25 protein-coding genes and 1 pseudogene are annotated in these 26,687 nt (G+C 72.0%); 9 read left to right on the top strand and 17 right to left on the bottom strand.

Translation table 11 applies throughout. The features are described from left to right. Window positions 1-403: 403 nt before the first annotated feature. The 3 genes from ABZ370_RS10270 to ABZ370_RS10260 form a co-directional block, all read right to left on the bottom strand. Entirely contained in the window at window positions 404-1,306 is a 903-nt protein-coding gene (locus tag ABZ370_RS10270) for a CoA ester lyase (protein WP_358618794.1), read from the bottom strand. Then, window positions 1,296-2,507 carry a CoA transferase gene (locus ABZ370_RS10265; RefSeq protein ID WP_358618793.1) on the bottom strand — a complete coding sequence of 404 codons (1,212 nt, stop codon included), beginning with the start codon at window positions 2,505-2,507 and terminating at the stop codon, window positions 1,296-1,298. The genes ABZ370_RS10270 and ABZ370_RS10265 overlap by 11 nt, the downstream gene beginning before the upstream one ends. A gap of 129 nt (window positions 2,508-2,636) precedes the next feature. Continuing rightward, window positions 2,637-3,581, bottom strand: coding sequence for a LysR family transcriptional regulator (locus ABZ370_RS10260; RefSeq protein ID WP_358618792.1), 945 nt, complete (start codon window positions 3,579-3,581; stop codon window positions 2,637-2,639). Window positions 3,582-3,726: 145 nt separating this feature from the next. Between ABZ370_RS10260 and ABZ370_RS10255 the strand changes: the two genes are divergently transcribed. The 3 genes from ABZ370_RS10255 (at window position 3,727) to ABZ370_RS10245 (ending at window position 7,531) form a co-directional block, all read left to right on the top strand. Then, window positions 3,727-5,043: a citrate:proton symporter gene (locus ABZ370_RS10255; protein WP_358618791.1), complete on the top strand. Its 1,317-nt coding sequence runs from the start codon at window positions 3,727-3,729 to the stop codon at window positions 5,041-5,043. Between the two features lie 95 nt (window positions 5,044-5,138). Next, entirely contained in the window at window positions 5,139-7,193 is a 2,055-nt protein-coding gene (locus tag ABZ370_RS10250) for a 3-hydroxybutyrate oligomer hydrolase family protein (protein WP_358618790.1), read from the top strand. 182 nt (window positions 7,194-7,375) lie between these two features. After that, complete coding sequence (locus ABZ370_RS10245; RefSeq protein ID WP_358618788.1) at window positions 7,376-7,531, top strand: hypothetical protein; 156 nt, start codon at window positions 7,376-7,378, stop codon at window positions 7,529-7,531. Window positions 7,532-7,690: 159 nt separating this feature from the next. Here the strand turns inward: ABZ370_RS10245 and ABZ370_RS10240 are convergent, their stop codons facing one another. Continuing rightward, complete coding sequence (locus ABZ370_RS10240; RefSeq protein WP_358618786.1) at window positions 7,691-8,290, bottom strand: TetR/AcrR family transcriptional regulator; 600 nt, start codon at window positions 8,288-8,290, stop codon at window positions 7,691-7,693. 118 nt (window positions 8,291-8,408) lie between these two features. Here ABZ370_RS10240 and ABZ370_RS10235 point away from each other — a divergent pair, with 118 nt between their 5' ends. Both ABZ370_RS10235 and ABZ370_RS10230 read left to right on the top strand, forming a co-directional pair. After that, window positions 8,409-9,158 carry an SDR family oxidoreductase gene (locus tag ABZ370_RS10235; RefSeq protein WP_358618784.1) on the top strand — a complete coding sequence of 250 codons (750 nt, stop codon included), beginning with the start codon at window positions 8,409-8,411 and terminating at the stop codon, window positions 9,156-9,158. Window positions 9,159-9,172: 14 nt separating this feature from the next. Then, window positions 9,173-9,922, top strand: coding sequence for an SDR family oxidoreductase (locus tag ABZ370_RS10230; RefSeq protein ID WP_358618782.1), 750 nt, complete (start codon window positions 9,173-9,175; stop codon window positions 9,920-9,922). Window positions 9,923-10,011: 89 nt separating this feature from the next. On the opposite strand, the gene ABZ370_RS10225 is transcribed toward ABZ370_RS10230, so the two are convergent. The 4 genes and pseudogenes from ABZ370_RS10225 to ABZ370_RS10210 all read right to left on the bottom strand — a co-directional run bounded on the left by ABZ370_RS10225 (window position 10,012) and on the right by ABZ370_RS10210 (window position 12,389). Beyond that, window positions 10,012-10,176 carry a hypothetical protein gene (locus ABZ370_RS10225; RefSeq protein WP_358618781.1) on the bottom strand — a complete coding sequence of 55 codons (165 nt, stop codon included), beginning with the start codon at window positions 10,174-10,176 and terminating at the stop codon, window positions 10,012-10,014. 97 nt (window positions 10,177-10,273) lie between these two features. Further along, a pseudogene (locus ABZ370_RS10220) lies at window positions 10,274-10,570 on the bottom strand (DUF4158 domain-containing protein); the annotation flags it as partial. A 62-nt stretch (window positions 10,571-10,632) separates the two neighbouring features. Then, window positions 10,633-10,929, bottom strand: a complete 297-nt coding sequence (locus ABZ370_RS10215) for an antibiotic biosynthesis monooxygenase family protein (protein ID WP_358618779.1) — start codon at window positions 10,927-10,929, stop codon at window positions 10,633-10,635. 239 nt (window positions 10,930-11,168) lie between these two features. Further along, entirely contained in the window at window positions 11,169-12,389 is a 1,221-nt protein-coding gene (locus ABZ370_RS10210; protein WP_358618778.1) for a cytochrome P450, read from the bottom strand. 216 nt (window positions 12,390-12,605) lie between these two features. Between ABZ370_RS10210 and ABZ370_RS10205 the strand changes: the two genes are divergently transcribed. After that, window positions 12,606-12,884, top strand: coding sequence for a hypothetical protein (locus tag ABZ370_RS10205; protein ID WP_358618776.1), 279 nt, complete (start codon window positions 12,606-12,608; stop codon window positions 12,882-12,884). Window positions 12,885-12,905: 21 nt separating this feature from the next. Here ABZ370_RS10205 and ABZ370_RS10200 read toward each other — a convergent pair whose 3' ends face one another. The 7 genes from ABZ370_RS10200 to ABZ370_RS10170 all read right to left on the bottom strand — a co-directional run bounded on the left by ABZ370_RS10200 (window position 12,906) and on the right by ABZ370_RS10170 (window position 20,453). Beyond that, on the bottom strand, window positions 12,906-13,970 hold the full coding sequence (locus tag ABZ370_RS10200; RefSeq protein WP_358618775.1) for a zinc-dependent alcohol dehydrogenase family protein: 1,065 nt from the start codon (window positions 13,968-13,970) through the stop codon (window positions 12,906-12,908). A gap of 96 nt (window positions 13,971-14,066) precedes the next feature. Next, window positions 14,067-14,864: an SDR family NAD(P)-dependent oxidoreductase gene (locus ABZ370_RS10195; protein WP_358618773.1), complete on the bottom strand. Its 798-nt coding sequence runs from the start codon at window positions 14,862-14,864 to the stop codon at window positions 14,067-14,069. A gap of 99 nt (window positions 14,865-14,963) precedes the next feature. Then, the gene (locus tag ABZ370_RS10190; protein ID WP_358618771.1) at window positions 14,964-15,329 is read right to left on the bottom strand and encodes a hypothetical protein; all 366 of its coding nucleotides are present in this window, start codon (window positions 15,327-15,329) and stop codon (window positions 14,964-14,966) included. Between the two features lie 62 nt (window positions 15,330-15,391). Then, entirely contained in the window at window positions 15,392-16,561 is a 1,170-nt protein-coding gene (locus ABZ370_RS10185) for an amidohydrolase family protein (RefSeq protein WP_358618769.1), read from the bottom strand. Window positions 16,562-16,564: 3 nt separating this feature from the next. Then, window positions 16,565-18,040: a glutamine synthetase family protein gene (locus ABZ370_RS10180; protein WP_358618767.1), complete on the bottom strand. Its 1,476-nt coding sequence runs from the start codon at window positions 18,038-18,040 to the stop codon at window positions 16,565-16,567. A gap of 175 nt (window positions 18,041-18,215) precedes the next feature. Beyond that, window positions 18,216-19,199: an iron-siderophore ABC transporter substrate-binding protein gene (locus ABZ370_RS10175; RefSeq protein ID WP_358618766.1), complete on the bottom strand. Its 984-nt coding sequence runs from the start codon at window positions 19,197-19,199 to the stop codon at window positions 18,216-18,218. Between the two features lie 27 nt (window positions 19,200-19,226). Beyond that, the gene (locus ABZ370_RS10170; protein ID WP_358618765.1) at window positions 19,227-20,453 is read right to left on the bottom strand and encodes a sugar diacid recognition domain-containing protein; all 1,227 of its coding nucleotides are present in this window, start codon (window positions 20,451-20,453) and stop codon (window positions 19,227-19,229) included. Window positions 20,454-20,624: 171 nt separating this feature from the next. Between ABZ370_RS10170 and ABZ370_RS10165 the strand changes: the two genes are divergently transcribed. From ABZ370_RS10165 to ABZ370_RS10155, 3 genes are read left to right on the top strand one after another with little or no spacing between them, the layout of a single operon-like run. After that, window positions 20,625-22,022, top strand: coding sequence for an MFS transporter (locus ABZ370_RS10165; RefSeq protein ID WP_358618764.1), 1,398 nt, complete (start codon window positions 20,625-20,627; stop codon window positions 22,020-22,022). Further along, window positions 22,019-23,308: an FAD-dependent oxidoreductase gene (locus ABZ370_RS10160; protein WP_358618763.1), complete on the top strand. Its 1,290-nt coding sequence runs from the start codon at window positions 22,019-22,021 to the stop codon at window positions 23,306-23,308. Before ABZ370_RS10165 ends, ABZ370_RS10160 begins: the two co-directional genes overlap by 4 nt. A gap of 16 nt (window positions 23,309-23,324) precedes the next feature. After that, window positions 23,325-24,476, top strand: a complete 1,152-nt coding sequence (locus tag ABZ370_RS10155) for a glycoside hydrolase family 88 protein (protein ID WP_358618762.1) — start codon at window positions 23,325-23,327, stop codon at window positions 24,474-24,476. A 57-nt stretch (window positions 24,477-24,533) separates the two neighbouring features. Here ABZ370_RS10155 and ABZ370_RS10150 read toward each other — a convergent pair whose 3' ends face one another. Beyond that, entirely contained in the window at window positions 24,534-25,616 is a 1,083-nt protein-coding gene (locus ABZ370_RS10150; protein ID WP_358618761.1) for a PQQ-dependent sugar dehydrogenase, read from the bottom strand. A gap of 11 nt (window positions 25,617-25,627) precedes the next feature. Then, entirely contained in the window at window positions 25,628-26,434 is an 807-nt protein-coding gene (locus ABZ370_RS10145; protein ID WP_358618760.1) for a hypothetical protein, read from the bottom strand. Window positions 26,435-26,687 lie beyond the last annotated feature (253 nt).

Raw genomic sequence — 26,687 nt, 5'->3', positions numbered from 1 at the left:
GTGCTGCCGCTCGTGGCCGTGCTCGCCGGTGCCGCGCCCGCGCACGCCGAGGGGTACCGCTACTGGTCGTTCTGGCAGCGCGGCGGGGACGGCGGTGGTCGAGGCGTCCCGCTCCCGGGCGAGCGGCGACGCTCCTTACGGTGCCGCCCGCCCGGCGGGCGTGTGACGGCCATACAGGGGTGGACGGGTACGTCGGAAGGCTCTTGGGCGGCCTCCGCGCCGGGTGCTCCGGCGGGGCGGTGGTGCCCCCGCCCGAGGGGTGGTGCCCCCGGCGGGGTGGTGTGGGCGGCGGCATGCCCGCTCGACCGTACGGGCGCGCCGCGCCCGGGGTACGGTCCGCCGTCGGCGGGGGTACCTCTCGGCGGTGGCCGGGACGGGCGGGACGGCTGAGGCGGGCCGAAGCTCACCCGCCAATCCGCTGGGCGAGCGTGTGGCGGGCCGTGGCCGCCATCGCCTCGTCCACCATCCGCCCCTCGAACCGTACGGCCCCGGCCCCCCGTGCCTGGGCTTCCTCCACCGCCGCGATCAGCCGCGCGCACCGGTCCAGCTCGTCGGGGCCGGGGGAGAACACCTCGTTGACGACCGGCACATGGGAAGGGTGGATCACCGCCATCCCCTCGTACCCCAGCGCGCGGTTCTGCTCGGCGAAGCGGCGCAGCCCGGCCAGGTCCGCGATGTCGGTCCACAGCCCGGCCACCGGGTGGGGGCGGTCCGCGGCGCGGGCGTCGAGCAGGACCCGGGCGCGCAGTTCGCGTGTCTCGTCGCCGTCCGCGCTCCACCGGTAGCCCACGGCGCGTTCCACGTCCCCGCCGGGGCCGGTGAGCGCGCCCAGGTGGGCGATGCGGTCGGCGGCGCGGGCGATGTCGTAGGCCTCGCGCAGCCCGCGCGCCGTCTCCAGCAGGGGGACGAGCGCGAAGTGGCCCTCGGGCAGCCCGTGGTGGCGTTCGCACCACGCCAGCATCCGGTCGGCGGCGCGTACGTCGTCGGCGTGGTCGACCTTGGGCAGCACGATGCCGTAGAGGCCGGGGCGGGCCACGGCGCGCAGTTCGTCGGCGGCTTGCCAGCCCGCCGCGCGGTCGAGCGAGTTGACGCGTACGAACAGCCGCATGCGCGACGTTGCCCGGTCGATGGCCTGGGTCACGGCGTCGAGCGCCGCCGCCTTGCCGTCGTCGGGGACCGCGTCCTCCAGGTCGAGGATCGCGGCGTCGGCGCCCGCCGCTTCGGCCTTGGGCAGCCAGTCGGTTCGGCTGCCCGGGACGAAGAGCAGGGAGCGCAGGGGCGCCCGGCCAGGTGGTTCAGATGACACCGTCGTCCTCCAGCTTCGTCCGCCGCTTGTCGTCGATGCCGAGCCACTCCCCGTAGACCAGGGCGTTGTCCTCGCCGAGCGCCGGGCCGGTGCGCCACACCGCGCCGGGAGCGCGGCGGAAGTGCGGGATGACCGCCTGCATCCGGACCGGGCCGAGGTCGGGGTCGTCGACGGTGATGATGTCCTCGCGCTCGGCGTAGACGGGGTCGGCCACGATGTCGGCGGCGGTGAAGACGCGGGAGGCCACCACCTCCGCGCGTTCGAACTCCGCCAGGCATTCGGCCGAGGGGCGCTCGGCCACCCACTCGCTCAGCGCCGCGTCGAGCCGGTCGCGGCCCGCGTGCTGCTGCTCGACGGTGGCGAACTCGTCGTCGGGCAGGCCGAGCAGCCGTACCACGTTGCGCACCGAGCGGGTGGTGGCGGAGGTGACGGTGAGCCAGTCGTCGTCGGCGCTGCGGTAGGTGTTGATGACGGCGGCGGGCGCGACCGCGAGCTGGTTGCCCGCCCGCTCGGGGGCCGTGCCGAGCTGGTCGTAGGCGATGATCTGCCACTCGACGAGGCGGTAGAGGGGTTCGAAGAGGGCCAGGTCGATCCACTCGCCGTCGAAGTCCGGGTCGGTGTCGCGGCGGTGCAGCGCGGCGAGCACCGCGAACGCGCCCATCAGGCCGGTGACGGCGTCGCCGTGCGAGAAGCCGGTGTGCACGGGCGGGCCGTCGGGGAAGCCGGTCAGATGGACGACCCCGCTGCGGGCCTCGCCCATCTTGCCGAAACCGGGGGCGTCCGCGCGGGAGGAGGTGGCGCCGAAGCCGGAGATCTGGAGCAGGATGGCGCGGGGGTTGAGCGCGTGGACGGCCTCCCAGTCCAGCCCCCAGGCGCGCAGCCGCCCGGCGCGCAGCGTCACGATCACCACATCGGCCCAGGCGACCAGTTCCCGGGCGACTTCCCGGCCCGTCTCATGGTGCAGATCGAGCGTCACGGAGCGCTTGTTGCGGCCCGCGACCTTGAACCAGAGCGGGATTCCGTCCCGGCGGGGCCCCATGGCCCGGGCGGCGTCCCCGTCGCCCGGCGGCTCGACGTGGACGACGTCGGCTCCCTGGTCGGCGAGCATGCCCCCGGCGAGCGGGCCCGCCACGACGTGGGCGAACTCCACCACCCTGAGCCCCGCGAGCTGTCCCTGCCGTGTGCTGGTGTGGTCCTCCATGCGGTTCAGGCTGCGGGGTGGGGGATATGCGGGTCCAGCATTGAAGAAACATCAATTCATGCGGATATCGCAAGGATCTCGGGAGGGGCTCGCAAGGAGCTCGCAATGGTCTCGCGAGGGGCCTTCGGCTCAGCCCTCGTCCGCCTCCTCCCACACCACGCCCTCCGGGAGCTCGTGGCCCGCCGATCTGAACGCCTCCAGCTCCTCCAGGAAGCGCCCCGCGCCCGGCGGCAGCGCCCGGTGCGCCGGGAGGACGACGTACAGACGGCGCTCCAGCACCGGGGCGACCAGCGGGCGGCGGACCAGCGGGCCCGGCGGGATCAGGGGGTGGACCAGGGCAGGGAGGGCGGAGACGCCGAGCCCCGCCGCCACCAGGCCGCCCACCGTGGCCACGCTCGTCGCCTCGGCCGCCGGGGCGGTGTCCCGGCCCGCCTGGGCGAAGGCGGCGTCCGTCATGCGGCGGACGCTGGAGTCCGTACCGACCGCGAGGAACGGTTCCTGACCGAGCTGCTCCCAGGTGACCTCGTCCCGCGCGGCGAGCGGATGGTGTTCGGGGAGCACCGCGTGGAAGCGGTCGCGCACCAGGGGCCGCAGCCGTATGCCGCCGGTCGCCCGGTGGCGGGGGACCGTGCTCACGGCGAAGTCGGCGTCGCCGTCCACGACCCGCTGGAGCACCGAGCGTTCCAGTCCGTCCAGGAGCCGTACGGTCATCTCGGGGCGCCGGGCGCGGAAGGCGGAGATGACCGGGGGCAGGAGGACGGCCGCCACCGAGGGGAGGGTGGCCAGCGACACGGCGCCGCGCTCGCCCGCCACATAGCGGCCCAGCTGGGCGAGGCCCGCCCGGTGTGCGGAGAGGATCTGGTCGGCGATGCGCAGCGCCTCCGCCCCGGCGGGGGTGAGTTCCACATTGCGGGTGTCGCGTTCCAGCAGCCGCATGCCGAGGGTGCGTTCCAGATCGGCGACCGCACGGCTCAAGGAGGACTGGGACACATGCAGTTCGGCGGCCGCGGCGGTGAAGCTCACCGCGCGGGCGACCGCGGAGTACGCCGTGAGCTGGCGCAGAGTGACGTCCATGGTCGGCGAGCGTATGCGGGAGCGCCGCCCGGGGGAACTGTTGCGCAGAACGCATGGATAGATCTGTGTTCGATGCTGGACGCGGATCTTTCGCCGCTCCGACACTCTTCGGCAACACCTGACCGGACGAGGAAGCGAGCGGCCCATGCTGGCAGCCCTGGGATTCTGCACGATCGGCGGCTTCCTGCTGCTCACCATGTTCAAACGGGTCTCGGTGCTGGTCGCCCTCGTGCTGACGCCGGTGGTCGCCGCGGTCATCGGCGGTTACGGGCACGACCTCGGCCCGATGGCGCTCGACGGGCTGTCCCAGGTGGCCCCCACCGGCATCATGATCGCCTTCGCGGTGCTCTACTTCAGCCTGATGATCGACGCGGGGCTCTTCGAACCGCTGATCCGCGCCATCCTGCGCATCGCGAAGAACGATCCGCTGCGCGTCACGGTCGGCACGGCCGTCCTCACCATGTGCGTCGGGCTCGACGGTGACGGCTCCTCGACCTTCCTCATCTCCATCTCCGCGCTGCTGCCCGTCTACCGGCGGCTCGGCATGAGCCGGCTCGTGCTCGCCGGGGTCGTCGCCCTCGGCGCGGGTGTGATGAACCTGATCCCCTGGGGCGGCCCGACCGCGCGGGCCGCCGCCGCCCTCAAGCTGGACACCCCGGACATCATCACCCCGCTGCTGCCCGCCTTCGCCGCGGGCATCGTCTGGGTGCTGTTCGCCTCGTACGCCATCGGCCGCCGGGAGCGCGCCCGGCTGGGCGCACTGACCGCGCCCGACCCGGGGCCGGTTCCGGCGGCGGCCGCCGGCGACGGCCCGGGCACGCCGCGGGTGGCCGCGCGGGCGGGCACCGCGCTCACCGTCTTCAACCTGCTGCTCACCCTGGCCCTGCTGACCGGCCTGGTGCTGGAGGCCATGCCGCTGCCGGTGCTGTTCGTGCTCGCGTTCGCCATCGCGCTGCTGGTCAACCACCCGCGCTGGGAGGACCAGCAGGCCCTGCTGGAGAGGCACGGAAACAGCGTCGTCCTCGTCACCACCATGATCTTCGCCGCCGGTGTGTTCACCGGCATCCTCACCGGCACCGGCATGATCGGGAAGATGGCCCAGGCGATCGTCGAGGTCATCCCCGACGGTCTCGGCGGCCATCTGCCCGCGCTGGTCGCCGTCACCAGCATGCCGCTCAGCCTCGTCTTCACCCCCGACGCCTACTACTTCGGCATCCTGCCCGTGCTCGCCGGAACCGCCGACTCCTTCGGCACCGACCCCGCCGAAGTCGCCCGCGCCGCCGTCCTCGGCCAGATGACCACCGGCTTCCCGCTCTCCCCGCTCACCGCCGCGACGTTCATCCTGCTCGGCATGAGCGGGGTGCAGCTCGGCGAACACCAGCGGTTCATCTTCCGCTGGGCGTTCGGCACGACGCTGGTGATGACGGCGGTCGCCATGGCGACGGGCGCGGTGCCGCTGTAACCCGTACGTGCTCCGTCCGTGCCGCCACCACGCCCCGAGGAGGAGCCTCCGCGATGCCATCCGTACGCCGACGCCAACGACGCCACGTTACGTCCGTGAGTCTGCTGACCGTCGCGCTGACCGCGGCGTCCCTCAACCCCGTCGCCGCGGCGGACAGGGCCCTGCCGCCGCCCGGATTCCACCACCTCACCTCCGTCCACTACGACGGCACGGGCGACGATCTGCTCACCGCCGGGCTCGGCTTCGACGGGCTGCGCGGCCCGCTGCCCGCCCCCGCCGACCCCGACCGGCCCACCACCGCCGAGCTGCGCCGCCAAGCCATCTGGGCGTCCGCCGGAATGTCGGCCGGGTCCGGTGGCGGACTGGGGCGGCTGTACGGGGCCGACGTCGACCGGGGCCGCCCGCTGCCCGGCGACGGCCGGATCGCGGGCACCGAGTACCGGGCGGTGGCGGGGCGCGGCGCGGACAGCGTGAGCTTCGTCGTCCAGGTGCCGGACACCTTCGACCGCGCCCGGCCCTGCGTGGTGGCCGCGCCCGCGACCGGACTCGGCGGCGTCTACAGCATGACCGGCACGGCCGGGGCCTGGGGCCTGCACCGCCGGTGCGCCGTCGCCTACACCGACAAGGGCATGGGCCCGGCCTTCGACGATCTGCACTCCGGCACCGTCATGGCCTACGACGGAACGACCGGGCCACGTACGCAAGTTGGGGGCCGCAGCGCCTTCGACCCCGGGCTGACCGACGCCGAGCGGGCCCGCTTCGACGCCGCGCGCCCGTACCGCGTGGCGTACAAGATGGCGCACTCCCGGACCGATCCGCAGGCCACCTGGGGGCGCGACGTGCTGCGCTCGGTGCGGCTCGCGCTCGCCGTCCTGAACCGCGACCGGCGAAGCGGCGCGCCCCGCGGCGGCTACACCGCGGCCACCACCACGGTCCTGGCCACCGGCGTCTCCAACGGCGGCGGCGCGGCCGTCGCCGCGGGCGAGGACGACCGAACCGGGCTCGTCGACGCCGTCGTCGCCTCCGAACCGCAGATGAACCTCGCCCCGCTGAACGGCATCCGGGTGCGCCAGGCCGGGCGCGCCGTCCCCGCGGCGGGTCTGCCGCTGATCCGGTACAACTCCCTGGCCTCGCTGCTCCAGCCGTGCGCCGCGCTCACCGAGCCCTCCGCGCCGGGCTACGCCACCCTGGACGTGCCCGCCGCGCGCCGCCGGTGCGCGGCGCTGGTCGGCGACGACCCCCGGCTCATCACCCGCCGCGACGCCGCGCGCGCGGGGGAGGACGGTCTGCCGCGGCTCGCCGCGCGGGCCCTCGTACGCGCCGGATTCCAGTTGCGGTCCGGGTACTTGCAGCTCTCGCACTACGATCCGCAGACCCCGGCCTCGTACGCGATGAGCTATGCACGGGCCTCGGTGGACGACGCGCTGTGCGGCTATGGGTGGGCGCGGACCGACGGCTCCGGCGCCCCGGTGCCGTACCGCCGCGCCGAGCTGGCCGCCGCCTTCGGCACCAGCCCGGGACGGGCGCCCGTCCCGGGGGTGCTGATCGACGAGAACGCGCCCGGTGGGCCCGTCGCGGACAGCAAGTCCCCTGGGGCGGACGGCCGTCACGACTACAACCTGCGCGGCGAACGCTGTGTGTACCGGCTCGCCTTTCCGCGCGCGGACGCGCCGCCCGCCGACCGGACATGGGCGGCGCGGCTGGCCTCCGGGCTGGACGCCACGCGCCGCAGCGGCGATCTGCACGGCAAACCGGCGCTCATCGTGCACGGCCGGGACGACGCACGGGTGCCCGTGAACCACAGCTCGCGGCCGTATCTGGGGCTCAACACACGTGCGCAGCAGGGGAATTCCACCGTCAGCTACGTCGAGGTCACCCACGCCCACCACAGCGACGCGCAGACGCCGGGGCTCGACAACCGCTACGTCCCGCTCGGGTACTACTACCAGCAGGCGCTGGACGTGATGTGGCAGCGGTTGCGGGGGCGGGGCGGGGAACTTCCGCCCAGCCAGGTGGTGCGGACGGTGCCACGCGGCGGTGAGCCGGGCCGCGCCCCCGAGCTGACGCCCGCCAACGTCCCGGCGATCGCGGCCGATCCGGCCGCTGGGGACCGGGTGCGGGTGGTGCGGGGGACCGTGCGCGTGCCGTAGGGCCCGGGGGTCGAGGAATATCGGAACGAAAACCGGCGCTAAGCCTCCGTTGCACCGACCCGAACTGCTACACCCCGCACGGAACCTCCCCGGCCGGGCCCCGGAGCGCCGTCGTCCACCCACACGGGCAACCGGCGCCACCGGGGACCGGCCGCCCCGCGTCAGGCCGTAGGCTCGCTCCCGTGGTGGACATCAGGGACACCCTGGGCTTCAGGACCCTCCTCGCGCAGACCGAAGCCGAACTGCTCACCCCCGGCCTGGACGTGGTACCCGTCGGCGTACGCAATGTGCTTGCCTATGCGGTGAACACCGTCGCCGAACGGATGGACGTCCGCTGATGGCCCTGGCCCAGGCCGCGAAGTACGCCACCAGTGGCTGTGCGCGTGACTACGGAGGCCGTTCCGACATGACTGCGGGAGTCACCGCCTGACCAAGTTTGCGGTGTCAGTGCCGCTGGGGGCCTCTGGAGCGAACCGGTCGCGCGTGGAAGGGCCCGGTCACGCCCGCAACCCGTCCACCGCCGTGTCGATCGCCGTCAGCGCCGCCCTCTGATCGAGCCCCGCCCTCGATACGAGTGACAGGCCCTGGACGATGTAGAGCAGGAGCTGCGCCTGGGCCTCGGGCGAGGAGTTGGTCGTGACCTCTCCGGCGGCCTGTGCGCGGCGGAGTGCGCCGGCGACGATGTCGGTGAAGCGGTGGTACGAGCGGGTGACGATCTCTGTGGCTTCGCTGTCCTGGGGGACGAGCTCGGCGGTCGTGTTGCCGACCAGGCAACCCTGCGGCACACCCCTGTCGGAGATCAGTTCGTCCAGCCGCGCCGGATGGGTCAGGATCTCGCGCAGCGCCGGCAGGAGCGGGGTGGTGTCGAGCGCGGTGGTCAGGTGCCGCTCGTACACCTCCCAGTAGAGCCTGACGGCGTCCAGGTAGAAGCGGCGCTTGTCACCGAACGCGCCGTAGAGGCTGCCGCGCTCGATGGCCAGCGCGTCGACCAGGTCCTGGATCGACGTCGCCCCGTATCCCCGGGACCAGAACAGTTCGAGTGCGCGCTCCAGCGTCTGTTCCTTGTTGAACTCGCGGGGGCGTCCGGTTCGTGCCACGTGCCCAAGACTACGACTTCTTGACTCGACGTTCAAGAAGTCGTAGCTTTCCGTTGCGACACTTCTTGAACGGACGCACGGAAGTCGTCGCTCACTGACCGGCACGAAGGGCGAAACAATGGAATTTGCGGGCAAGACGGCGCTCGTCACCGGGTCCGGCGCGATCGGCGGACTCGGGCACGCGACGGCCAGGGTGCTGGCCGCGGGCGGAGCCGACCTGATCTTGACCGGCACCGATCCGCAGCGCGGCGCCCAGGTCGTGGACGACCTCCGCGCAGCCGGTGGAGAGTCCTCCGGGACGGTGCGCTTCGTCGCGGCGGACGTGTCCGACCCGGCGGGCGTGCGGCAGCTGGTCGAGGAGGCCGGAGACGTCGACATCCTGATCAACAACGCGAGCGTGATGACGTTCTCCCCGACCACCGGGCAGGACCTCGCGGGCTACGACGCCGCCTTCGCGGTCAACGTGCGCGCTCCGTTCCTGCTCACCGCCCTGCTCGCGGAGAAGATGGCCGCGAGTGGTGGCGGCAGCATCGTCAACGTCAGCTCCACCGCGGCCGGCCTCGGCATGCCGGGCATGGCCGTCTACGGCGCCACCAAGGCCGCGCTCGAATCACTGACCCGCACCTGGGCGGCGGAGTTCGCCGCCTCGAACGTGCGGGTCAACGCCGTCTCACCGGGCCCGATGCGCACCTCCAAGGTGGTCGCGGCAATGGGCCCGGACATGGGCGGCATGGGCCTGACCACCGCGCTCAAGCGCACCTCCGACCCGGCCGAGGTGGCCCACGTGATCGCCTTTCTCGCCAGTGACCGGGCCAGTTACATGACCGGGGCGATCATCGCCGCCGACGGCGGCCGCACCGCAATCTGAGGAGAGACAGAACTATGAACCGTCTTACGGGAAAACACGCACTGATCACCGGAGGGACGAGCGGCATCGGCCTGGAAACGGCCCGCCAGTTCCTCGCCGAAGGAGCGACCGTCGCCATCACCGGCCGGTCACAGGAGAAGCTCGACGAGGCAGCCCGGCAGTTGGAGGGCCCACTGCTGACCATCGCCGGCGACGCCGGCGACGTACCCGGCCAGGCGGCGCTCGCCGCGCGGCTGCGTCAGGAATGGCCGAAGCTCGACATCCTGATGAGCAACGCCGCCGACATCACCCACCTCCCCATCGAGGCATGGACCGAGGAGGCGTTCGACAGGCTCCTCGCGACCAATCTCAAGTCGCCGTTCTTCCTGATCAAGGACCTGCTGCCGCTCTTCTCGCAGCAGTCCTCCGTCATCCTCGTCGGCTCGGTCTCCGCCTACATCGGACACGAGAACGCGACGGTCTACGGCGCGGCCAAAGCGGGCCTGCTCTCCTACACCCGCGGACTGACCTACGAGCTGAGGGACCGGGGCATCCGCGTCAACGGACTGAGCCCGGGCCCGACCATCACCAACGCGTTCGCGCCCCTCGGCCCCGAGCGCCAGAGCGCCCTCTACGAGGAACTCCGGCAGACCGTGCCACTCCACCGCCTGGGAACCACCACCGAGCTGGCCAAGGCGGCGGTCTACCTCGCCTCGGACGAGTCCGCCTACACCGCTGGGACCGTGCTGCGCGTCGACGGAGGCATCGGACAGCTCGCGTACTAACAGGACAATCCGGCCTGCCTGATGCTGCCGACCGTCAGCGCTACGCGTCGCTGAACACCAACCGCCAGTCAAACGCCCCCCGGGGCAGGTCACGCCGCCGCGACGAGTTCGGCGGGCCGGGGCGGCGCTGCGGTGGGGGAGCAGCGGAGCCGGGTCGGGCGGCGGGTCCTCGGCGTGATGACGGCCGTGTTGAGCATCGCTTCCGCATGGGCGGGGTTGCGTTCGTAGCCTCCGACCAGCCGCCGGGCATGCATCCACCAGCCTGATGATCTTCCACGATCCAACGTCACGGCAGCAGGACGAAACCTTGAGTGTCCTTGGGACGACTGACGGACTGACTGTCGATCGATTCCACGCCCGCGCGTCCACCCACGCCCGCAGCTCGGCCTCCGCCCCGGCGAACTCCCGGTACTCCAGCACCTGCCGCAGCTCCCGTACGTGCGCCAGCCGGGTGTTCTCCCGCTCCCCGTACGCCTTCAGCACCGACGCGTCCGCGATGTGGAGCTGTTCGGCGAGGTAGTCGACCACCCTGGCCGGCACGTCGACGGGATCGTCCAGGAACACTCCGAGGTACCGCGCGGTCGTCATCTGGACCGCGAAGCCCAGCCGGTTGTGGGCTCGCCGCTTGCCCTCGATCAGCTGACGGTCGACAGGTGCTCGCGGCGTCGGGCCGGGACCGGCCGGGACCGGTGCGATCCCGGCCGTCGACGTTAAGAGGCGAGGACGGAGTACACGTGCTCGACCTGCGGCGGAGCGGCGAAATGGGGCCCGGCGAGGGCCCGCCACCGGGTGAAGTCCTCGGAGCCGCGGAAGGCGACGGTGTGGTGCTCCAGCGTTTCCCACTGGACGATGAGCCGGTAACGCGTGGGGTGCTCGACACTGCGGTGCAGGTCGATTCCGTGGCAGCCGTCGGCCGCCACGAAGAGGGGCCGCGCCTCGGCCACGGCCTGCTCGAAGTCCTCCTCCTTGCCGGGGAGGATCTCGATCTGGGCGATCTCGGTGATCACGGTGGTGGCTCTCCTGGTCTTGAACGGTTGTGGTGCCAGCGGCCGGTTTCGGCCGGTTTGGCATGTCCGGCGTCGACGAGGGTGCGCGTGGCGTCCACTGAAGCGTAGATGCACAGGATGCGCATGGGTGCGGTGGCGGAGGCGTTGCGGAAGCGGTGGGCCCCGGACATGTCCACCTGCCGACAGCCACGGCCCGCCACAGTCACCCCAGCTCAACAGGCCCAACTGAAACGCGCAGGTCAGGCCCGCTGGCCGAACCGCACCCGCAGTGAGCTGGGGCCCCGGGTGAACACCCCTGTCTCGGTGGGGACCTCACCATCGGCGAAGGTCATAGCCGGGAAGGCGTCCAGCAGGTGGTTGACGCCCACCTCGATCTCGGTCTTCGCCAGGAGCGCCCCCACGCAGAAGTGCCGCCCGAGGGCGAACGCCAGATGGTCCGCGGCGGCCGAGAAAGCACTGCCGGTCGTCAGATCCTCACGGAAGATGTTGAACGCGTCGGGATCGGCGTAACGGCTCCCGTCACGGTTGGCCGCTCCGATCAGGCAGGTGACGGTGGCACCCGCCGGAATCGTGCCACCGCTCACCTCCACGTCCTCCGATGGCTGACGGAAGATCATGTGCACGGGAGGCGTAAAGCGCAGCGTCTCGGCGAAGGCCGCCGGGATGAGCGTACGGTCCTCGCGCACGGCCGCCAGTTGCTCCGGATGGGCCAGCAGATTGCGGAAGAGACCGGCGATGGCCTTGTCCGTGGTCTCGCCGCCCGCCGCCAGCAGCAGGCTGACGAACGCCTTGATGTCCTCGTCGCTCATCCGCGTGCCGTCGATCTCGGCGGTACACAGGACGGAGAGCAGATCGTCGCCCGGGTGCGCGCGCCGGTCCTGGATGATCGGGATCATGTAGGCGGCGAGTTCTTCCCGCGTGCGCAGCCCCGCCGCCGCGACCTCGGAGTCCTGGCTCAGGTTGCCCAGGAAGTCGATCATCGAGGTGTACCAGACGTGGAACCGGTCATGGTCCTCCCGGTTCAAGCCGAGCATGTCGACGATCACGTTGATCGGGAAACGGGTCGCGTACTGGCCCACCAGATCGGCTTCCGGCTCGTTCCGGAAGGCGTCGATCAGTTCGCGGGAGTTGCGCTCGATGACGGGCAGGAACTTCTCCCTCAGGTCCTTCCCCCGGAAGGCGGGCGCCACCAGCGCGCGGCGCACGGAGTGTTCGCGCCCGTCCATTTGGAGAATGGTCCGGCCGTGCACCGGCTCGATCTGCCAGTCGTAGTTGTGGCTGGTGTACACCGGGTCCTTGAAGGCCCGGGCGACGTCTTCGTAGCGGGAGACGATGTAGCTGCCCGTCGCGTGGTGGTGGATCAGCGGAAAGTCCTCGCGCATGGCCCGGTAGGCGGGGTACGGGTCCGCCGCGAACTCCGGGGAGAGGATGTCGGGCGCCGTTGAGGGAGTAGTGGTCATGATGGAGTACTTCCTGGGCGAGCGGCGGCTGTCACCGGCCGTACCCACCCACGGCGTACGGCACGGGGCATCACAACAGGGCACACGACGGCCCCGCTCATGCCACGTGATGGGACATCAGGTCGTGGCCAAGGCTAGACGCAGCGGAACCGGCGGGTCCAGATCCACCCGCGGGCGCCCCTGCCGCTCGCCCTGCTCGTTCCCGTCGAGCGCCGCGTGTCCGTCCCCGTGCTGCCGCTCCGTCTCTTCCGGCACCGCACCTACAGCGCCCTGCTGACCGGCGGGTTCTTCTTCCAGGCCGCCGCCATTCTGCGCAGCGGCCACGCCAAACCGGCGCTCCTGACCGGCGCCGGGCTGCTGATCGCCGGGCTCGGCACGGGGCCCGCGATGGGCGGTATCACGCCGCGAGGTCGCGGACCCGCGCCCGCTCCCGCGTCGCGAGCCGGTGTCCGGGCGGCGCCCGGCGAACCCGCGGCGGGCTCAACCGGGCGGTGAATCGCCGGAGTTCGCCTTCCGTCAGCGGGTGGGTGACGGGGCGCGGTGGGGTTCTATCACCGTTACTCCGCCCTTGGCGGCCGAGGGGAGGGCGGAGAGGGCCTCGGGGACGGCGTCCAGGCCTATGAGGTCGGTTACCAGGAGGTCCGGGCGCAGTTTTCCGGCGTCGACCATCGCCATCATCGGCCCGTACGCGTGGGCGGCCATGCCGTGGCTGCCCAGCAGTTGGAGTTCGAGGGCGATCACCCGGTCCATCGGGAGCATCGGGTTTCCGGCGGCGGGCGGCAGCAGGCCGATCTGGACGTGGCGGCCGTGGCGGCGGAGGCTGCCCACGGAGGCCGCGCAGGTACGGGGAGAGCCCAGCGCGTCGACGGAGACATGGGCGCCGCCGCCCGTCGCGTCCGCGACGGCCTCGGCGACCGAGCCCAGGGTGGAGGAGGCGTCCACGCAGACCGCCGCGCCGAAGCGGGAGGCCAGGGCGAGCGCCCGGGCGGAGATGTCGACCGCGACGACCCGGGCCCCGCAGGCCGCCGCGATCATGATGGCGGACAGTCCGACCCCGCCGCATCCGTGTACCGCGACCCATTCGCCCGGGGCGACCCGGCCCTGGGTCACCACCGCGCGGAAGGCGGTCGCGAAGCGGCAGCCGAGCGAGGCGGCGGTGGTGAAGGGCAGCTCGTTGCGGATGCCGACGAGGTTGACGTCGGCGTTCTCGATCGCGACGTACTCGGCGAACGAGCCCCAGTGGGTGAAGCCCGGCTGCGTCTGCCGCTCGCACACCTGCTGGGCGCCGTCCGCGCACGCCGCGCAGCGTCCGCAGGCGCAGACGAAGGGCACGGTGACCCGGCGGCCGGGACGCCAGTTCAGGACGTCGGGGCCGATCTCCTCGACCGTGCCCGCGAGTTCATGGCCGGGGACGTGGGGCAGCCGGATGTCCGGGTCGTGGCCCATCCAGCCGTGCCAGTCGCTGCGGCACAGCCCGGTGGCCTCGACGCGGATCACCACGCCGCGCCGGGAGGGGGTGGGATCGTCGACGGTCCGTACCTCGGGCCTGCGTCCGAAGTCGTCGAACACCACAGCACGCATAGACCCGCTCCCTCGCTCACACACCCGGTGGGGTCGCCCGAACCTACACCACGGCCCCGGGCCACGGCCCCGCGACGGCCCTGCGCGGCGGCGTGCTCAGCGCTTGTCGCGCTGTCCGTCGGCGAGTTGGCGGGAGGTCTGCCCGGCGCCCGCCTGACGCTGGGCGCGTTCGGCGAGGGTGGGGAAGAGGCCGCCGAGGGCGCTGCCGAAGCGCAGCTCCAGCGGGGCCACGTTCACCTCGCCCCGGTTCCGTTCGATCGCGCGGAGGGTGGCGGCCGCCACCCGGCGGGTGGTGATCGTACGTACTCCGGGGGGCGTGACGGCGCCGGAGTCGGCGAACATCCCGGCGTCGCCGACGAACCCGGGCTGCACCAGCGTGACCCCGACGCCCGTGCCGTGCAGGTCCTGCCGCAGACCGAGCGCGAACCCGCGCAGCCCGAATTTGGCCGCGTTGTAGAGCGCGGCGCCGGGGGAGGCGGTACGGCCCGACAGCGAGCCGATCATCACCAGCTGACCGGACCCGGCGGCCACCATCCGCGGTGCCATCAGCCGGGACAGCAGCAGCGGGGCGCGCAGATTGACGTCGAGGGCGCGGTCCAGGTGCTCGGTGTCGTAGCCGAGGACGTCACCGCTGGAGGGCAGCGCGGCGTTGGCGATGAGGATGCGGGTGTCCGCCGCCTCCGCCTCCTCGACGAGCCGCTCCAGATCGGACCGGTCGGCCAGGTCGGCCACCAGCGGACGGGCGCCCAGCCGCTCGGCCAGCGGCCGCAGCACCTCCTCGCGGCGCCCGGTGAGCAGCAGCTTGGCGCCCTTGGCGGCGAGGGCCCGGGCGAGGGTCTGCCCTATGCCCCCGGTCGCTCCGGTGAGCAGGACGGTGGTGCCGCTGATCCGCATGCGTTCTCCTCCGACGACGCCGACGTGACGGGGACGGGGAGGCGCGCCGCCGTCGGCACGCACCGTCGTCCACGCCGAACCGTACCCGCCGGTAAGCCATCACGCGTCCCCGGGAGCCAGGCCGCCGGGAGCCATGCCGCTGACCCGGGCTATCGCCTCGACCTCGCGCCGGTCGTGCTCCCGCTGGTTGCCGAACTCGACGACCAACTGCAGCCCGTGCGGCCCCAGCAGACTGGTCAGCTTGGCCAGCTCCCGCCCGAGAGCGGGGGTGAACAGGTCGCGGTCGTGCACGGTGAACGGTACGTCTATACCGGTGGAGCCCGAGGAGCGGCCCACGATGGCGTCGTTGATGCCGTGCAGGATGCGCAGCAGCAGATCGTACGACGCGGGGTCGAGGCGTGACTGAAGCTCGGCCAGGTGGAGCGCGAACTGCTTGGCCCGCTCCAGGAAGTGCTCTTCGTCCATCCCACCATCGTGGCGAAAACCGCGGCCCAGCGCCCCACGAACCGGGGATTCTGCGGTCAAGGCTAATGATCACGGGTGATCGTGCTGCCGAGCCCGTACACTCGGCGCGCGTTGTCCGCGCCGAGGAGCGCCGCCACTCGCGCCGCGTCGCCGCTCGACCACGCGCCCTCGCGCACCCAGCGGGCCAGCAGCCCGGTCAGCGCCTCCCGGAACAGCCGCGCGCCCACCACATACAGCTCGGGCAGCCCGTAGGCGTCGGTGGAGAAGAGCACCTTGCCGAACGGGGCCAGCTCCAGCATCTCGGCGAGCACCGCCCCGGCCCGCGCCCCGGTGTGGGTCAGGGACAGGCCGACGTCGGCGTAGACATGTGGGAAGACGGCGGCGAGGTAGGCCGCGCCGCGGTGGTACGGATAGCCGTGCAGCAGGATCAGCGAGCAGCCGGTGGGACGTACCGCGCGGATGAAGTCGGTGAGCGCGAGCGGATCGCAGCGGTCCAGCCGCAGATCCGGATCGCCGAAGCCGGTGTGCAGTTGGAGCGGCAGCCCGGTGTGGGCCGCGGACCACAGCAGATGGCGCAGCAGTACGGGGTCGGTCACCCGGGCGGCGGGCGGGCCGTCCTCGGCGCGGTGGGCGAGCCAGCGCTCGGCCGCGGTGTGCACGGCGGCGGGGGCCGGTGGCTCGGGGTCGAAGTGGAGGCCGTAGCGGTAGGCGGCCACCGATTTGAAGCCCGCGGCGGTACGGGCGGCCTCCCGGATTCCGTCGGCGAGCCCGGTGAGGAAGTCGTCGGCGCTGCGCGAGGTGTCGGCGGTCCGCTCCGCGAGGTGTTCCAGCCGGACGACCTCGTGCGCGGTGCCACCGGCCGCCGCGGCCAGCTCGTCGGGGGTGGTGAGGTCGCCGGGGAGGCCGGTGTCGACGAGGAAGTCGGTGATCCCGGCGGCGGTCAGCAGCCGCCGGTTGACCTCCCGCACCCCCAGCTCCCGCCGCCGGGCGAGATAGCGGGCGGGCGGGCAGTGCGGCTCCAGATCGAGCAGGGGCGGGCACCAGCGGCGCAGCGCGAAGCCCAGCTGGCTGTCGAAGAAGGTGGTGCCGAGCGCGGCGGGCGCGTCGGACTCGGTCAGGAGCGCCTCGAACGCGGCGGGGTCCAGTTCGCGGCGGGCCACCCCATGACAGTGGTGGTCCACCAGCGGCGGCAGAGACGGCACGGTCGGCGCCGTCTCCTCGGCGGAGTGCATCGTTCAGTACCGTCCCCGGGTCGCGGCCGCGATCTCCTGCGGGGTGGCCTTCTCGAACAGCGCCGCCTCGGCGCGGCGTACGGCGGCGATGGATTCGAAGAGCGGATCGCCCAGCGCCTCGCGCAGCACCGCCGAGTCCTCGAAGTGCTCCAGCGCGGCGAGCAGCGAGGTGGGCAGCCGCCCCTCCCGGCCCGTTTCCGCCGGATCGCCGGAGACCGGCGGCGGCAGGGTGAGCCCGGCGTCGAGCCCGGCGAGTCCGGCGGCGATGACCGCGCCCGTCACCAGATAGGGGTTGGCCGCCGGATCGAAACACTTGACCTCGGCGTTGGCCGCGCCCGGGTCGTCCGGGGCACCGGCGATGAAGCGCAGCGCGGCCTCGCGGTTCTCCAGCCCCCAGCACTGGTACGCCCCGGCCCAGCGGGAGGGTTCGAGCCGCAGATAGCTCGCGGGGGAGGGGGCGCCGATGGCGAGCAGCGCGGGCAGCGCGCGCAGCACTCCGGCGAGGAACGCCTCGCTGGTCGCGGTCATGCCGTGCGGTCCGTCCCCGTCCCGGCACAGATTGCGCTCGCCCTGCCACAGACTCAGGTGCAGATGGCCGCCGTTGCCGACCGTGCCCGCCTCGGCCACCGGGCCGAACAGCGGGGTCAGCCCGTGCCGTGCCGACACCCCGCGAATCGTCTCGCGGACGAGGACGGCCAGATCGGCGGCGCCCACCGGGTCCGCGGGCGCCACGGACACCTCGAACTGCCCGGCCGCGTACTCCGGGTGCAGCTGCAGCACCTCCACGCCCTGGGTGTGCAGCGTGTCGAGTACGTCGGCGAGGTAGCCGGAGAGGCCGACCAGGCGCGCCATGCCGTAGGCCGGGCCCGCACCGGCGTAGTGCGGGCCGGGGCCGGGCGTGTCGCGTGCGGAGCGCGACGCGCCGGGGCCGCCGGTGTCGCGGGTGTCGCGCGTGCTGCCCGGGCCGCCGCTGCCGTACGTGTCGTCGGCGCCACCCATGCCGCCCGCGCCACCCGCGCCGCCCGTGGTGACGACCCACTCCGTCTCGAACCCCATGCGCAGCGCGATCCCCCGCCCGTGTGCCCGCCCGGCCATCCGGCGGGCGAACAGCCGCTGGCAGGTGGGGTGTTCCACACCGGACTGGGCGTAGCGGTCGGCCGGTGCCCAGGCCCAGCCGGGCTGGGCGGCCAGCGCGGTGAGCCGGTCGAGATCGGGGAAGAGCCGCAGATCGCCGTCGGGCCCGCCGATATGAGGGCTCGTCGTCATGGAGTCGTCCACGAGGTATACGTCGAAGACGGGGGACATGCCGACGCCACGCCTGGCGCTATGGGCGAGCCGCCCGGTGGGCACGGACTTGACCCGGGTGAGTCCCGCGTTGTCCACCCAGGTCAGCGCGATGCCATGGATGCCCTGCGCGGTGAGCCGGTCGGCTTCCTGCCGCGCCCGTGCCTGTGCCTGTTCGCGATCGCCCGTCCCCATGGACTACCTCCTCCGCCGCGGCCTGTACGCCGAGACTATTGCCTGCGGAGGGCATTATGGTGACAGATTGTCCCGATCGCATACGGGGCGTGACGGTGGGATATGCCTTGCCCATAACCATCGCGAAATCCGCCGCGTAAACCGTCACGAAACGTCGTGCGAACCGCCGTGAACGTCAGCGGCCCAGGTGCTCGGTGATGTCGTGCAGGACGACACGCGCGGCGGTCGGCCCGGCGTTGAGGTACCAGGGGTCGTCGTCCACCGTGACGGCGTGTCCGGCGCGCACCGCGCCGAGCTTCTTCCACAGCGGGTTGGAGAGATAGGCGCCCGCGTCCGTCTTCCCGGGCCGTCCCTGGATGGAGTAGAAGATCCAGTCGCCGTCCATCTCGGGGATGCGCTCACCGCTCAGATCCTGGGAGATGTCGTCGAACTCTTGCGACTTCGGGCGGCCGAGCCCCATGTCGTCGGCGATGGTGCCGGTGAAGGACTTCGCGCCGAACATCCGGACCCGGTCCGGGTTGAACCGCACCATGGACAGCTTGGTGTCCTTCCCGCCGAGCTTCCCGCCCTGCCGTGCGGCGTCCTTCTCGAAGCGGCCGATGATCGTCCGCGCCCGGTCGCGCTCGCCGACCGCGTCCGCGACGGTCAGCAGGTCCTTCTTCCAGTTGGCCCCGCGGCCCTTGGTGACGACGGTCGGGGCGATGGCCGACAGGGTCGGGTAGAGGTCGCCCTGGGTGCTGTTGACGAGGATCAGATCGGGCTTGGCGGCCGCGAGCTTCTCCATGGCGGGGGAGTTGCGGGTGCCGATGTCCGTCATCGCCGCGAGCGCCTTCGCCTTGCCGGGGAAGGCGTCGCGCAGATAGTCCGGGACCAGACCGGCGTTGTCGGCGCGGGTGGTGGCGGCGGGCACGAGCCCGAGGGTGAGCAGATCGTCGAGCTGCCCGGTGCTGATGACCGCGACGCGCTTCGGCTTCGCCTTGACCGGTGTGCTGCCGAGCGCGTGGGCGACGGTCCGGGGGAAGGCGCCGTCCGTCTGCCGAGTGCCCGGCCGCTGGGTGGACGCCGACGAGGAGTCCGCGGACTCCGCGGGGCCGCAGCCGGTGAGGACGGTCGCGGCCAGGGCGGCGGCGAGCAGGGGAAACAGACGGTTGGTGCGCACGAACGACTCCAGGGGCTTAGGTCAGGCTTACCTTACCCTCTGGCCTGTCGGGTCTTCTCGGCGCTCCCTCGCCGGGCCGGTGTTCTCCGCGAGGACGTCGGTCAGGCAGGCGAGATACATCTCGATGGCCTGGACGGGCTCCCGCACCCGCTTCCCCGACAGGTTCCCGATCTTCTCCAGCCGGTACAGGAGCGTGTTCCGGTGGATGTGCAGCCGCTCCGCCGCCCGCACCAGATGGAAACCGCCCTCCGCCCAGCCGATCAGCGTCTCCCGCAGCGTCGGCCAGTCCGGCTGCCCGCGCAGATCCCCCAGCACGGCATCGGCGAACCGCGCCCGCCCATGGTGCGGAACGGACCCCAGTAGATGCGGTATCCGCAGGTCACAGGCGGTGAAAACGCGTTCGCCCGGGAAAACGGCCGGTCCGATGCGCAGCGCGGTGGCCGCGTCCCGGTAGGAGTGGTGCATCCCGGTCGTGCCCTTGCCGGGCTCACCGACGGCCATCCGCCCGTCCAGGCCATGGCGTTCGCGCAGCAGCGACAGCAGCTGTCCGCAGGCATCGGCAAGCCGCCCCGGGGCCGCGCGCTCGCCGTGCGCGGCGGCCAGCACGACGTACCGCCCGGCCGCCTGCTCGCCCGCCACGTCCTGCCGGTCCCGGAACACCTCCCGTACGGTCCGCAGCACCGTGATCCGGGACACCCCCGCGCCCTCACCGGCCGTGCGCACCTCCAGCAGCAGCGCGGCCCGGGCCGCGCCGGGGGCCAGGCCCAGTTCCACCGCCCGGGCGTCCACCGCCCCGGCGTCGACCACCTCGGGGTCGTAGAGCGCGACGTCCCGTACGAAGTCGTCGACCGCCCGCTCGTGGAGCATGCGCGAGCGCAGCAGCGCCGCCTCCTCCAGCAGGATCTCGGCCTGCCGCCGCACCACCAGGCCGAAGCGGTCCACCTCCGCGGGCTCCCCGGTCAGACAGACCGTGCCGATGACCTCCTCCCCGACCGTGATCGGCAGGCTCGTCCCGTGCCGCACCCCGCGCATCCGGCTCGCCTGCCCGGCGGTGTGGGTGGCGGGCCGCCCGGTGCGCACCACTTCCAGCGACGCCTCGTGGACGGTGCCGACGCGCGAGAGGTCGCCGCAGCCGATGACGACCGCCCCGGGGTCGGTGATCAGCACATTGAAGCCGGTGATCCGGCCGATGTCATGGGCGATCTCCTGAGCCAGCTGCGGGGTCAGGACGGGGTGGCCGCTCAGAGGGTCCATGGGCGGATCGTACAAGCGACCCCGTAACACTGTGGGCCGGTTCGTGCGACTCCTACGATGACCGTACGCTCCGCGCTGCCTACCGTCTTCCGACATCAGCACCGGGCGCCTCGCGACCGCCCGGCCATCCGTCCTCCTCCTCCCCAGGAGCACCACCTCCGGAGACGGCCTATGAGCACAGCATCACTCGAAAAGTCCCGTCCCACCCGCACCCACTGGCTCATCACGCTCTACGCGGGCGGCGGCGAGTTCTGCGACGGCTACATCCTCAGCATCATCGGCGTCGCGCTCCCGCTCCTCACCGCCGACTACCACCTCAACTCCTTCGACGCCGGAGTCATCGGCTCCGCCTCCCTGGTCGGCATGTTCGCCGGCGGCCTGATCTTCGGCTATGTCACCGACCGGGTCGGGCGGCAGAAGGTCTATCTCTTCGACATCGCCGCGTTCATCGTGCTGTCCGCGGCCCAGTTCTTCGTCACCGACCCATGGCAGCTCACCGTGCTGCGCTTCCTCATGGGCATCGCCATCGGCGCGGACTTCGCCATCGCGGGCACCATCGCCTCCGAGTTCGCACCCCGCAACTCCCGGGGCCCGCTGCTGGTCATCATGGTGACGATGTGGTCGGTCGGCGCCGCCGTAGCGTACGTCGTCGGCTGGGCGATGCTGTCCTCCGGCCATGACGACTGGCGCTGGATGCTCGCGAGCAGCGCCCTCCCGGCCGCGCTCATCCTCCTGCTGCGCTTCGGCACCCCCGAGTCCCCGCGCTGGCTGCTCAGCAAGGGGCGCACCGACGAGGCCCGGGCCGTGCTGAAGCAGATGCTGGGCCCGGACGCGGACCTGGCCGACCTGGAGGCGGACACCGCCTCGCGCACCCGCTACGGCGACATCTTCCGCGGCGCCTATCTGCGCAGGACCGTCTTCATCAGCGTCTTCTGGGCCTGTCAGCTCCTGCCCATCTACGCCATCACCACCTACGAACCCACCATCCTGGCCTCCTTCGGACTGGCCGACGGCAACGACTCCTACCTCGGCGCGGTCGTGGTGCAGATCTTCTTCGTGCTCGGCTCGCTGTCCGGCATCCTGGTGGTCAACAAGGGGCGGCGCACCCTGCTGCTGTGGAGCTTCGGCCTCTCCGCCATTCCCCTGCTCTGCCTCGCCGCCTTCGCCCACCCCGCACCGGCCGTCGTGGTCGTCCTCTTCGCGGCCTTCGGCGTGGTGTGCTTCTCCAGCCAGTGCCTGCAGGCCATCTACCCCTCCGAGCTGTTCCCGACCGGGGTGCGCGCCACCGCCAACGGCTTCGCCACCGGCATCAGCCGGGTCGGCGCCGCCATCGGCACCTGGGGAGCGCCCGTCGTCCTGGCCCACAGCACCCGGCTGGCGATGCTCCTGGGCGCGGTCATCTGCGCCATCGGCTGGGCCGCGTCGTACGTCCTCGCGCCGGAGACCAGCGGGCTGACCCTCGCCGACGCCAGCGCGGCCGACCGCGACGGCGACCTGCGCGGCCGCTCCCGCCTCCGCCGCGACAACGCCCCGAACGCCCCGCGGCCCACGGTGAAGGAGACCTCATGACCGCCCCCGGCACCTCGCCCTCCTCGGTCACGATCGTCGGCGGCGGAGTCATCGGCCTGATGTGCGCCCACTACCTCGGCGCCGCCGGGCTGCGGGTCACCGTCCTGGAACGTGACCGGCTGGGCAGCGGCGCCTCCCGCGGCAACGCCGGGGAGGTCTGCCCCGACCTGGTGGAACCGCTCGCCGCCCCCGGCGTCATCGGCAGCGCGCTGCGCGGGCTGCACCGCCCGGACAGCGCCCTGGCCGTCCATCCGTCGACCAGCGCCGAACTGCTGCGCTTCCTCGTCCGCTTCGGACTGCGGGCCACCGCGCGCCACCACGGCCGCGGGGCGAGCGCGCTCGGCGCGCTCGCCAAGGGCACCTTCGGGCTCTTCGAGGAGCTGGAGGCGCTCGGCGTGGACGGGGAGGCGCACAAGGACGGGTTCCTGTTCGCCTTTCCGTCCCGCGACTACGCCGCCCAGGCGCTCACCGCCTTCCGCCGGCTGGGCGCGCCGATCGCCGCCGGCGGGCTGCTCACGGGGGACGCCTTCGCGGACACCGAGCCCGCGCTCACCGGGGGCGCCGGGGCGGGGTTCGTGGTTGACGACCAGTGGTCGCTGGACCCCGGGCTCTTCGTGGACCGGCTCGCCGAACGGCTGCGCCGCCAGGGCGTCGAACTGGTCGAGGGCGCCCGGGTGTCCGCCGTCACGGACCGGGCCGGACGCGCCGAGGTGCGGACCTCGGCGGGGACGTACCGGAGCGACGCGGTGGTCGTCGCCGCGGGCATCTGGTCCCGCGAACTGGTCCGCGGACTCGGCGTGGACGTCGACCTGGTGGCGGGCAAGGGCTACAGCTTCTCGGTGGCGGCCGAGCCCCCGCCGTCCCGGCTGGTCCACCTCGGCGCGGCCAAGGTGGTGCTCACCCCCATGGGCAAGCGGGTCCGGGTCGCCGGGACGATGGAGTTCGAGCGCGACCCCGACCGGTTCCGGCGGCGGCGCGTCGAGGCCATCGTCGCGGCCGCGCGCCCGTATCTGCGCCATGCCGACTGGGACGACCTCCAGGAGGAGTGGGTGGGCCCGCGTCCGATGACCCCCGACGGGCTGCCGCTGATCGGCCCGGTGCCCGGCCACTCCCGGGTGCTGCTGGCGACCGGCCACAACATGCTCGGGCTGATGCTCGCCCCCGCCACCGGGCGGCTGGTGGCCGGACTGCTGACGGGGGATGCAGATCCGGCCCTTTCCTCCGCTTTCGCCCCGGTACGACGCGCTCGGCGCTATCCTTGGCGTGTACATGGCATCCTGACCTGAAAAGAGGGAACTCCCCATGATCAGACGCAGGACCGTACTCGCGAGCGCGTTAGGCATCGGCGGCGGCCTTCTGCTGCCGGGAACCGGGGCGGCCCACGCGGCAGCCCGGACGGACTTGTCGCGGGCGGTGGTGGACTCCACCATCGCCCGCCACCCGGACCCCAAGACGCTCGGCGGCTGGGGCTACACCCAAGGGCTGTTCCTGCTGGGCGCGTACCGCGTCTACCAGCGGGTGGGCGAGCCCTCGTACCTGGCGTACATCAAGCGCTGGGTGGACAACTTCGTGGACGCCGACGGCCATATGAGCCGCACCTTCGACAACCTCGACGCCATGCAGTCCGGAAATCTGCTGCTGATGCTCCACCGGGAGACCGGTGACGCCCGCTACCGGACGGCCGCCGACCAGATCCGCGCCCGCTTCGCCGACTATCCGCGCACCGCGGACGGCGGCATGTGGCACGCCACCGGCAAGACCAACGAGCTGTGGGGCGACGGCGTCTTCATGGCCCAGCCGTTCCTGCTGCGGTACGGCATCGCCTACGGGGACAGGAGTTACGCGTACGACGAGGTCACCCGGAACCTCTCGGTCTACTTCCGCCACCTCAAGGCGTCGAACGGGCTGATCTACCACGCCTATGACGCGGACGGCGACGCCCCCTGGAAGCCGGACGCCACCACCGGCACCTCCGCCCACTTCTGGGCCCGCGCCATCGGCTGGACCGCGATGACGCACATCGAGGTGCTGGAGATGCTGCCCGCCCGCCATCCGCGCCGCGCCGAACTCATCGGCAACGTACGGCACTTGGCCAAGGGGTTCCAGCGCTACCAGGACCGGGCGACCGGCCGCTGGTTCCAGGTCGTCGACCAGGCGAGCGATCCGGGCAACTGGACGGAGACCTCGGCCTCCAGCATGTACACCCTGATGCTGCGCGCCGCCCTGGAGCACGGCTGGATCGGCGGTGGCGGCTACGCGGCGGCGGCGCGCCGGGGCTACCGGGGCGTCCTGGACAAGGTGACGGTCGGTGCGGACGGGCTGACCAGCATCGCCGACATCAGCGAGGGCACCAACGTCGGCAATCTGGCTTACTACCTCGGCCGCAAGCGCAACACGAACGACCTGCACGGGCTGGGCGCCTTCCTGCTGATGAACGAGCGGCTCGCGTACTGACGCGCGGGTGCGGCCGCGCTCCGCGGAGCGCGGCCGCACCCACCCGCCGCGCACGCGCTATTTGAGTTCGACCTGGAAGACCTTGTCCGCGCCGTCGGCCTCCCCGCCGTTGTTGTCGGCGTTCGTCGTCGACAGCCACAGCGTGTTCTTGCCGGGCACCGTCTCGACCGTGCGCAGCCGCCCGTACGAGCTGGTGTAGTACGCCTTCGGGGTGCCCGCGCTCGTCCCGTCGACCGGGACGCGCCACAGCCGCTCGCCCCGCAGCGCCGCCATGTAGAGCGCGCCGTCGGCGTAGGTGACCCCGCTGGGCGATGCCTCGCCGACGGACCACTGGCGCTTGGGGCTGGTCATCCCGGAGGTGGAGCAGCTGCCCTCGCAGGTGGGCCAGCCGTAGTTCTTGCCCGCTTCGATGAGGTTGAGCTCGTCGTACGTGCTGTTGCCCAGCTCCGCCTCCCACAGCCGCCCCTGCGGGTCCCAGGTGAGGCCCTGCGGGTTGCGGTGGCCCAGGGAGTAGACGAGGGTGCCGAACGGGTTGCCGGGGGCGGGCTTGCCGTCGGTGGTCATCCGCAGGATCTTGCCGTTGAGCGAGTTCTTGTCCTGCGCGAGGTCGGGCGTCTGCGCCTCCCCGGTGGTGGCGTACAGATAGCCGTCCGGGCCGAACTTGAGGCGTCCGCCGTTGTGATACTTGTTCTTCTTGATGCCGGTGACGATCGCCTTGTAGCCGGTCAGCGAGGAACCGTCGTAGGTCATGCGGGCGATCCGGTTGCCGTCCGACGCGGTGTGCATGACGTAGACGAAGTGATCGGTGTTCCAGTTCGGGGAGACCGCGAGGCCCATCAGCCCGCCCTCGCCGCTGGTGGTCACCACGTTGGGCACCGTGCCCACCTGGGTTTTGGTGCCCGACTGGGTGAGCTTGAACAGTTTGAACGAGTCCCGCTCGGTGATCAGCGCCGAGCCGTCCGGCAGCCAGCTCAGCCCCCAGGGGATCGACCAGCCGGACGAGACGGTCTTGATGGCAGAGGGGGCCGAATCGGCCGCCGCCGGTGCGGCGTTGCCCGCGCCCGTCTGGGCGAGCAGCAGCCCGGCGGTGAGCGCGGTGGTGGCGGCCGCGGCCACCAGGGTGTTCCGACAGCTCTTCATCGCGTCTCCTCCTACTGGAGCTTGTACGCCGTGAAGTTGCGGGTGAGCAGGTACGTGGTCTGGAGGCCGTCGCTGTTCAGGCTCCGGTAGATGCCCCACTTGGGCCGCAGATAGTTCTTGCCGCGCCACAGGTCCAGGCCGGTGCGCTTGTACGCGGCGACCTTCTTTCCGCCGGTGGTCACCGACCAGTCGGCGTACGCGCCCGAGTCGGCCGCCTTGACCTCGACCGACACATCGCTCCAGGCGCCCTGGAGCGGCGCCATGTCCGCGGCCCCGGCCTCGGTCAGGTTGTCGTCGTCGTCCGAGGTCCGCATCTCGACCTTCGGGCCGTCGCCGTGCTGGTGCAGCGACATGGTGAACAGCGGGGCGGCCACGTCGCCGACCTTGATCTGCATGATGTGGGTGAAGCCCGTGGTGGCGTCCAGCGTGTCCGGTACGTACATCTGGTACTGGATGCGCCAGGTCTCGTTCTTCAGGATCTTGACGGCGGAGCCGTCCTGCTTCATGCCCCTGACCTCGTTGCGCTGGCGGTCGGTGCTGGTGTCGACGTCCTTGGGGTAGTGCATATCCGTCCGGAAGCCGCCCTGGTAGGGGTAGATGTGGGTGGTGCCGGGGTGGGAGTCGGCGCGGTCGTCCTCGGCGCCCTCGAAGGCGCTGGCGACGCTGGCTCCCGACGCCGGATTCCACTTGAGGCTCCAGGACGCGGCGGGCGCCTGCGGGGAGCGCTCGGTGCCGTACGCGACCGCGGCCGGAGCGATCAGCGCGGCGGTGGCCGCGAGGGTGAGGGCGGTGCGCGGTAAGAGCGGTGGGCGCTCCATCAAGGATTCTCCTGTCTGATCCTTGTTCACATCGGGGAACTGTGAAGGTAGGAGGTGTGCCTTCATGAGTCAAGGAATGGTGTGGACCAGGAAGGTGGCCACTCCGGGATCTCGCTGCCGGAATCCCTCAACTACCTGCGCATTCCGCTTGTTTCACTGAATCGTGCACCGTGTGGCCTCCACGAGAGATCGGAGGATTTTGACTGCATGCTTCTTGACCGGACACCGACAGGTGGTGACTCTGCAACTGAAC

It is taken from the genome of Streptomyces sp. NPDC005962 (assembly GCF_040629205.1).
Taxonomy (GTDB): Bacteria; Actinomycetota; Actinomycetes; order Streptomycetales; family Streptomycetaceae; genus Streptomyces.
This window is presented reverse-complemented; position numbering and strand designations above follow the sequence as displayed.

Coding starts and splice junctions, on each gene's coding strand:
- ABZ370_RS10210 (WP_358618778.1), bottom strand. CDS start 12,389: ATGACCACTACTCCCTCAACGGCGCCCGACATCCTCTCCCCGGAGTTC.
- ABZ370_RS10190 (WP_358618771.1), bottom strand. CDS start 15,329: ATGGACGAAGAGCACTTCCTGGAGCGGGCCAAGCAGTTCGCGCTCCAC.
- ABZ370_RS10155 (WP_358618762.1), top strand. CDS start 23,325: ATGATCAGACGCAGGACCGTACTCGCGAGCGCGTTAGGCATCGGCGGC.
- ABZ370_RS10185 (WP_358618769.1), bottom strand. CDS start 16,561: ATGCACTCCGCCGAGGAGACGGCGCCGACCGTGCCGTCTCTGCCGCCG.
- ABZ370_RS10260 (WP_358618792.1), bottom strand. CDS start 3,581: ATGGACGTCACTCTGCGCCAGCTCACGGCGTACTCCGCGGTCGCCCGC.
- ABZ370_RS10235 (WP_358618784.1), top strand. CDS start 8,409: ATGGAATTTGCGGGCAAGACGGCGCTCGTCACCGGGTCCGGCGCGATC.
- ABZ370_RS10195 (WP_358618773.1), bottom strand. CDS start 14,864: ATGCGGATCAGCGGCACCACCGTCCTGCTCACCGGAGCGACCGGGGGC.
- ABZ370_RS10265 (WP_358618793.1), bottom strand. CDS start 2,507: ATGGAGGACCACACCAGCACACGGCAGGGACAGCTCGCGGGGCTCAGG.
- ABZ370_RS10170 (WP_358618765.1), bottom strand. CDS start 20,453: ATGGACCCTCTGAGCGGCCACCCCGTCCTGACCCCGCAGCTGGCTCAG.
- ABZ370_RS10180 (WP_358618767.1), bottom strand. CDS start 18,040: ATGGGGACGGGCGATCGCGAACAGGCACAGGCACGGGCGCGGCAGGAA.
- ABZ370_RS10255 (WP_358618791.1), top strand. CDS start 3,727: ATGCTGGCAGCCCTGGGATTCTGCACGATCGGCGGCTTCCTGCTGCTC.
- ABZ370_RS10230 (WP_358618782.1), top strand. CDS start 9,173: ATGAACCGTCTTACGGGAAAACACGCACTGATCACCGGAGGGACGAGC.
- ABZ370_RS10165 (WP_358618764.1), top strand. CDS start 20,625: ATGAGCACAGCATCACTCGAAAAGTCCCGTCCCACCCGCACCCACTGG.
- ABZ370_RS10145 (WP_358618760.1), bottom strand. CDS start 26,434: ATGGAGCGCCCACCGCTCTTACCGCGCACCGCCCTCACCCTCGCGGCC.
- ABZ370_RS10225 (WP_358618781.1), bottom strand. CDS start 10,176: ATGCATGCCCGGCGGCTGGTCGGAGGCTACGAACGCAACCCCGCCCAT.
- ABZ370_RS10160 (WP_358618763.1), top strand. CDS start 22,019: ATGACCGCCCCCGGCACCTCGCCCTCCTCGGTCACGATCGTCGGCGGC.
- ABZ370_RS10200 (WP_358618775.1), bottom strand. CDS start 13,970: ATGCGTGCTGTGGTGTTCGACGACTTCGGACGCAGGCCCGAGGTACGG.
- ABZ370_RS10150 (WP_358618761.1), bottom strand. CDS start 25,616: ATGAAGAGCTGTCGGAACACCCTGGTGGCCGCGGCCGCCACCACCGCG.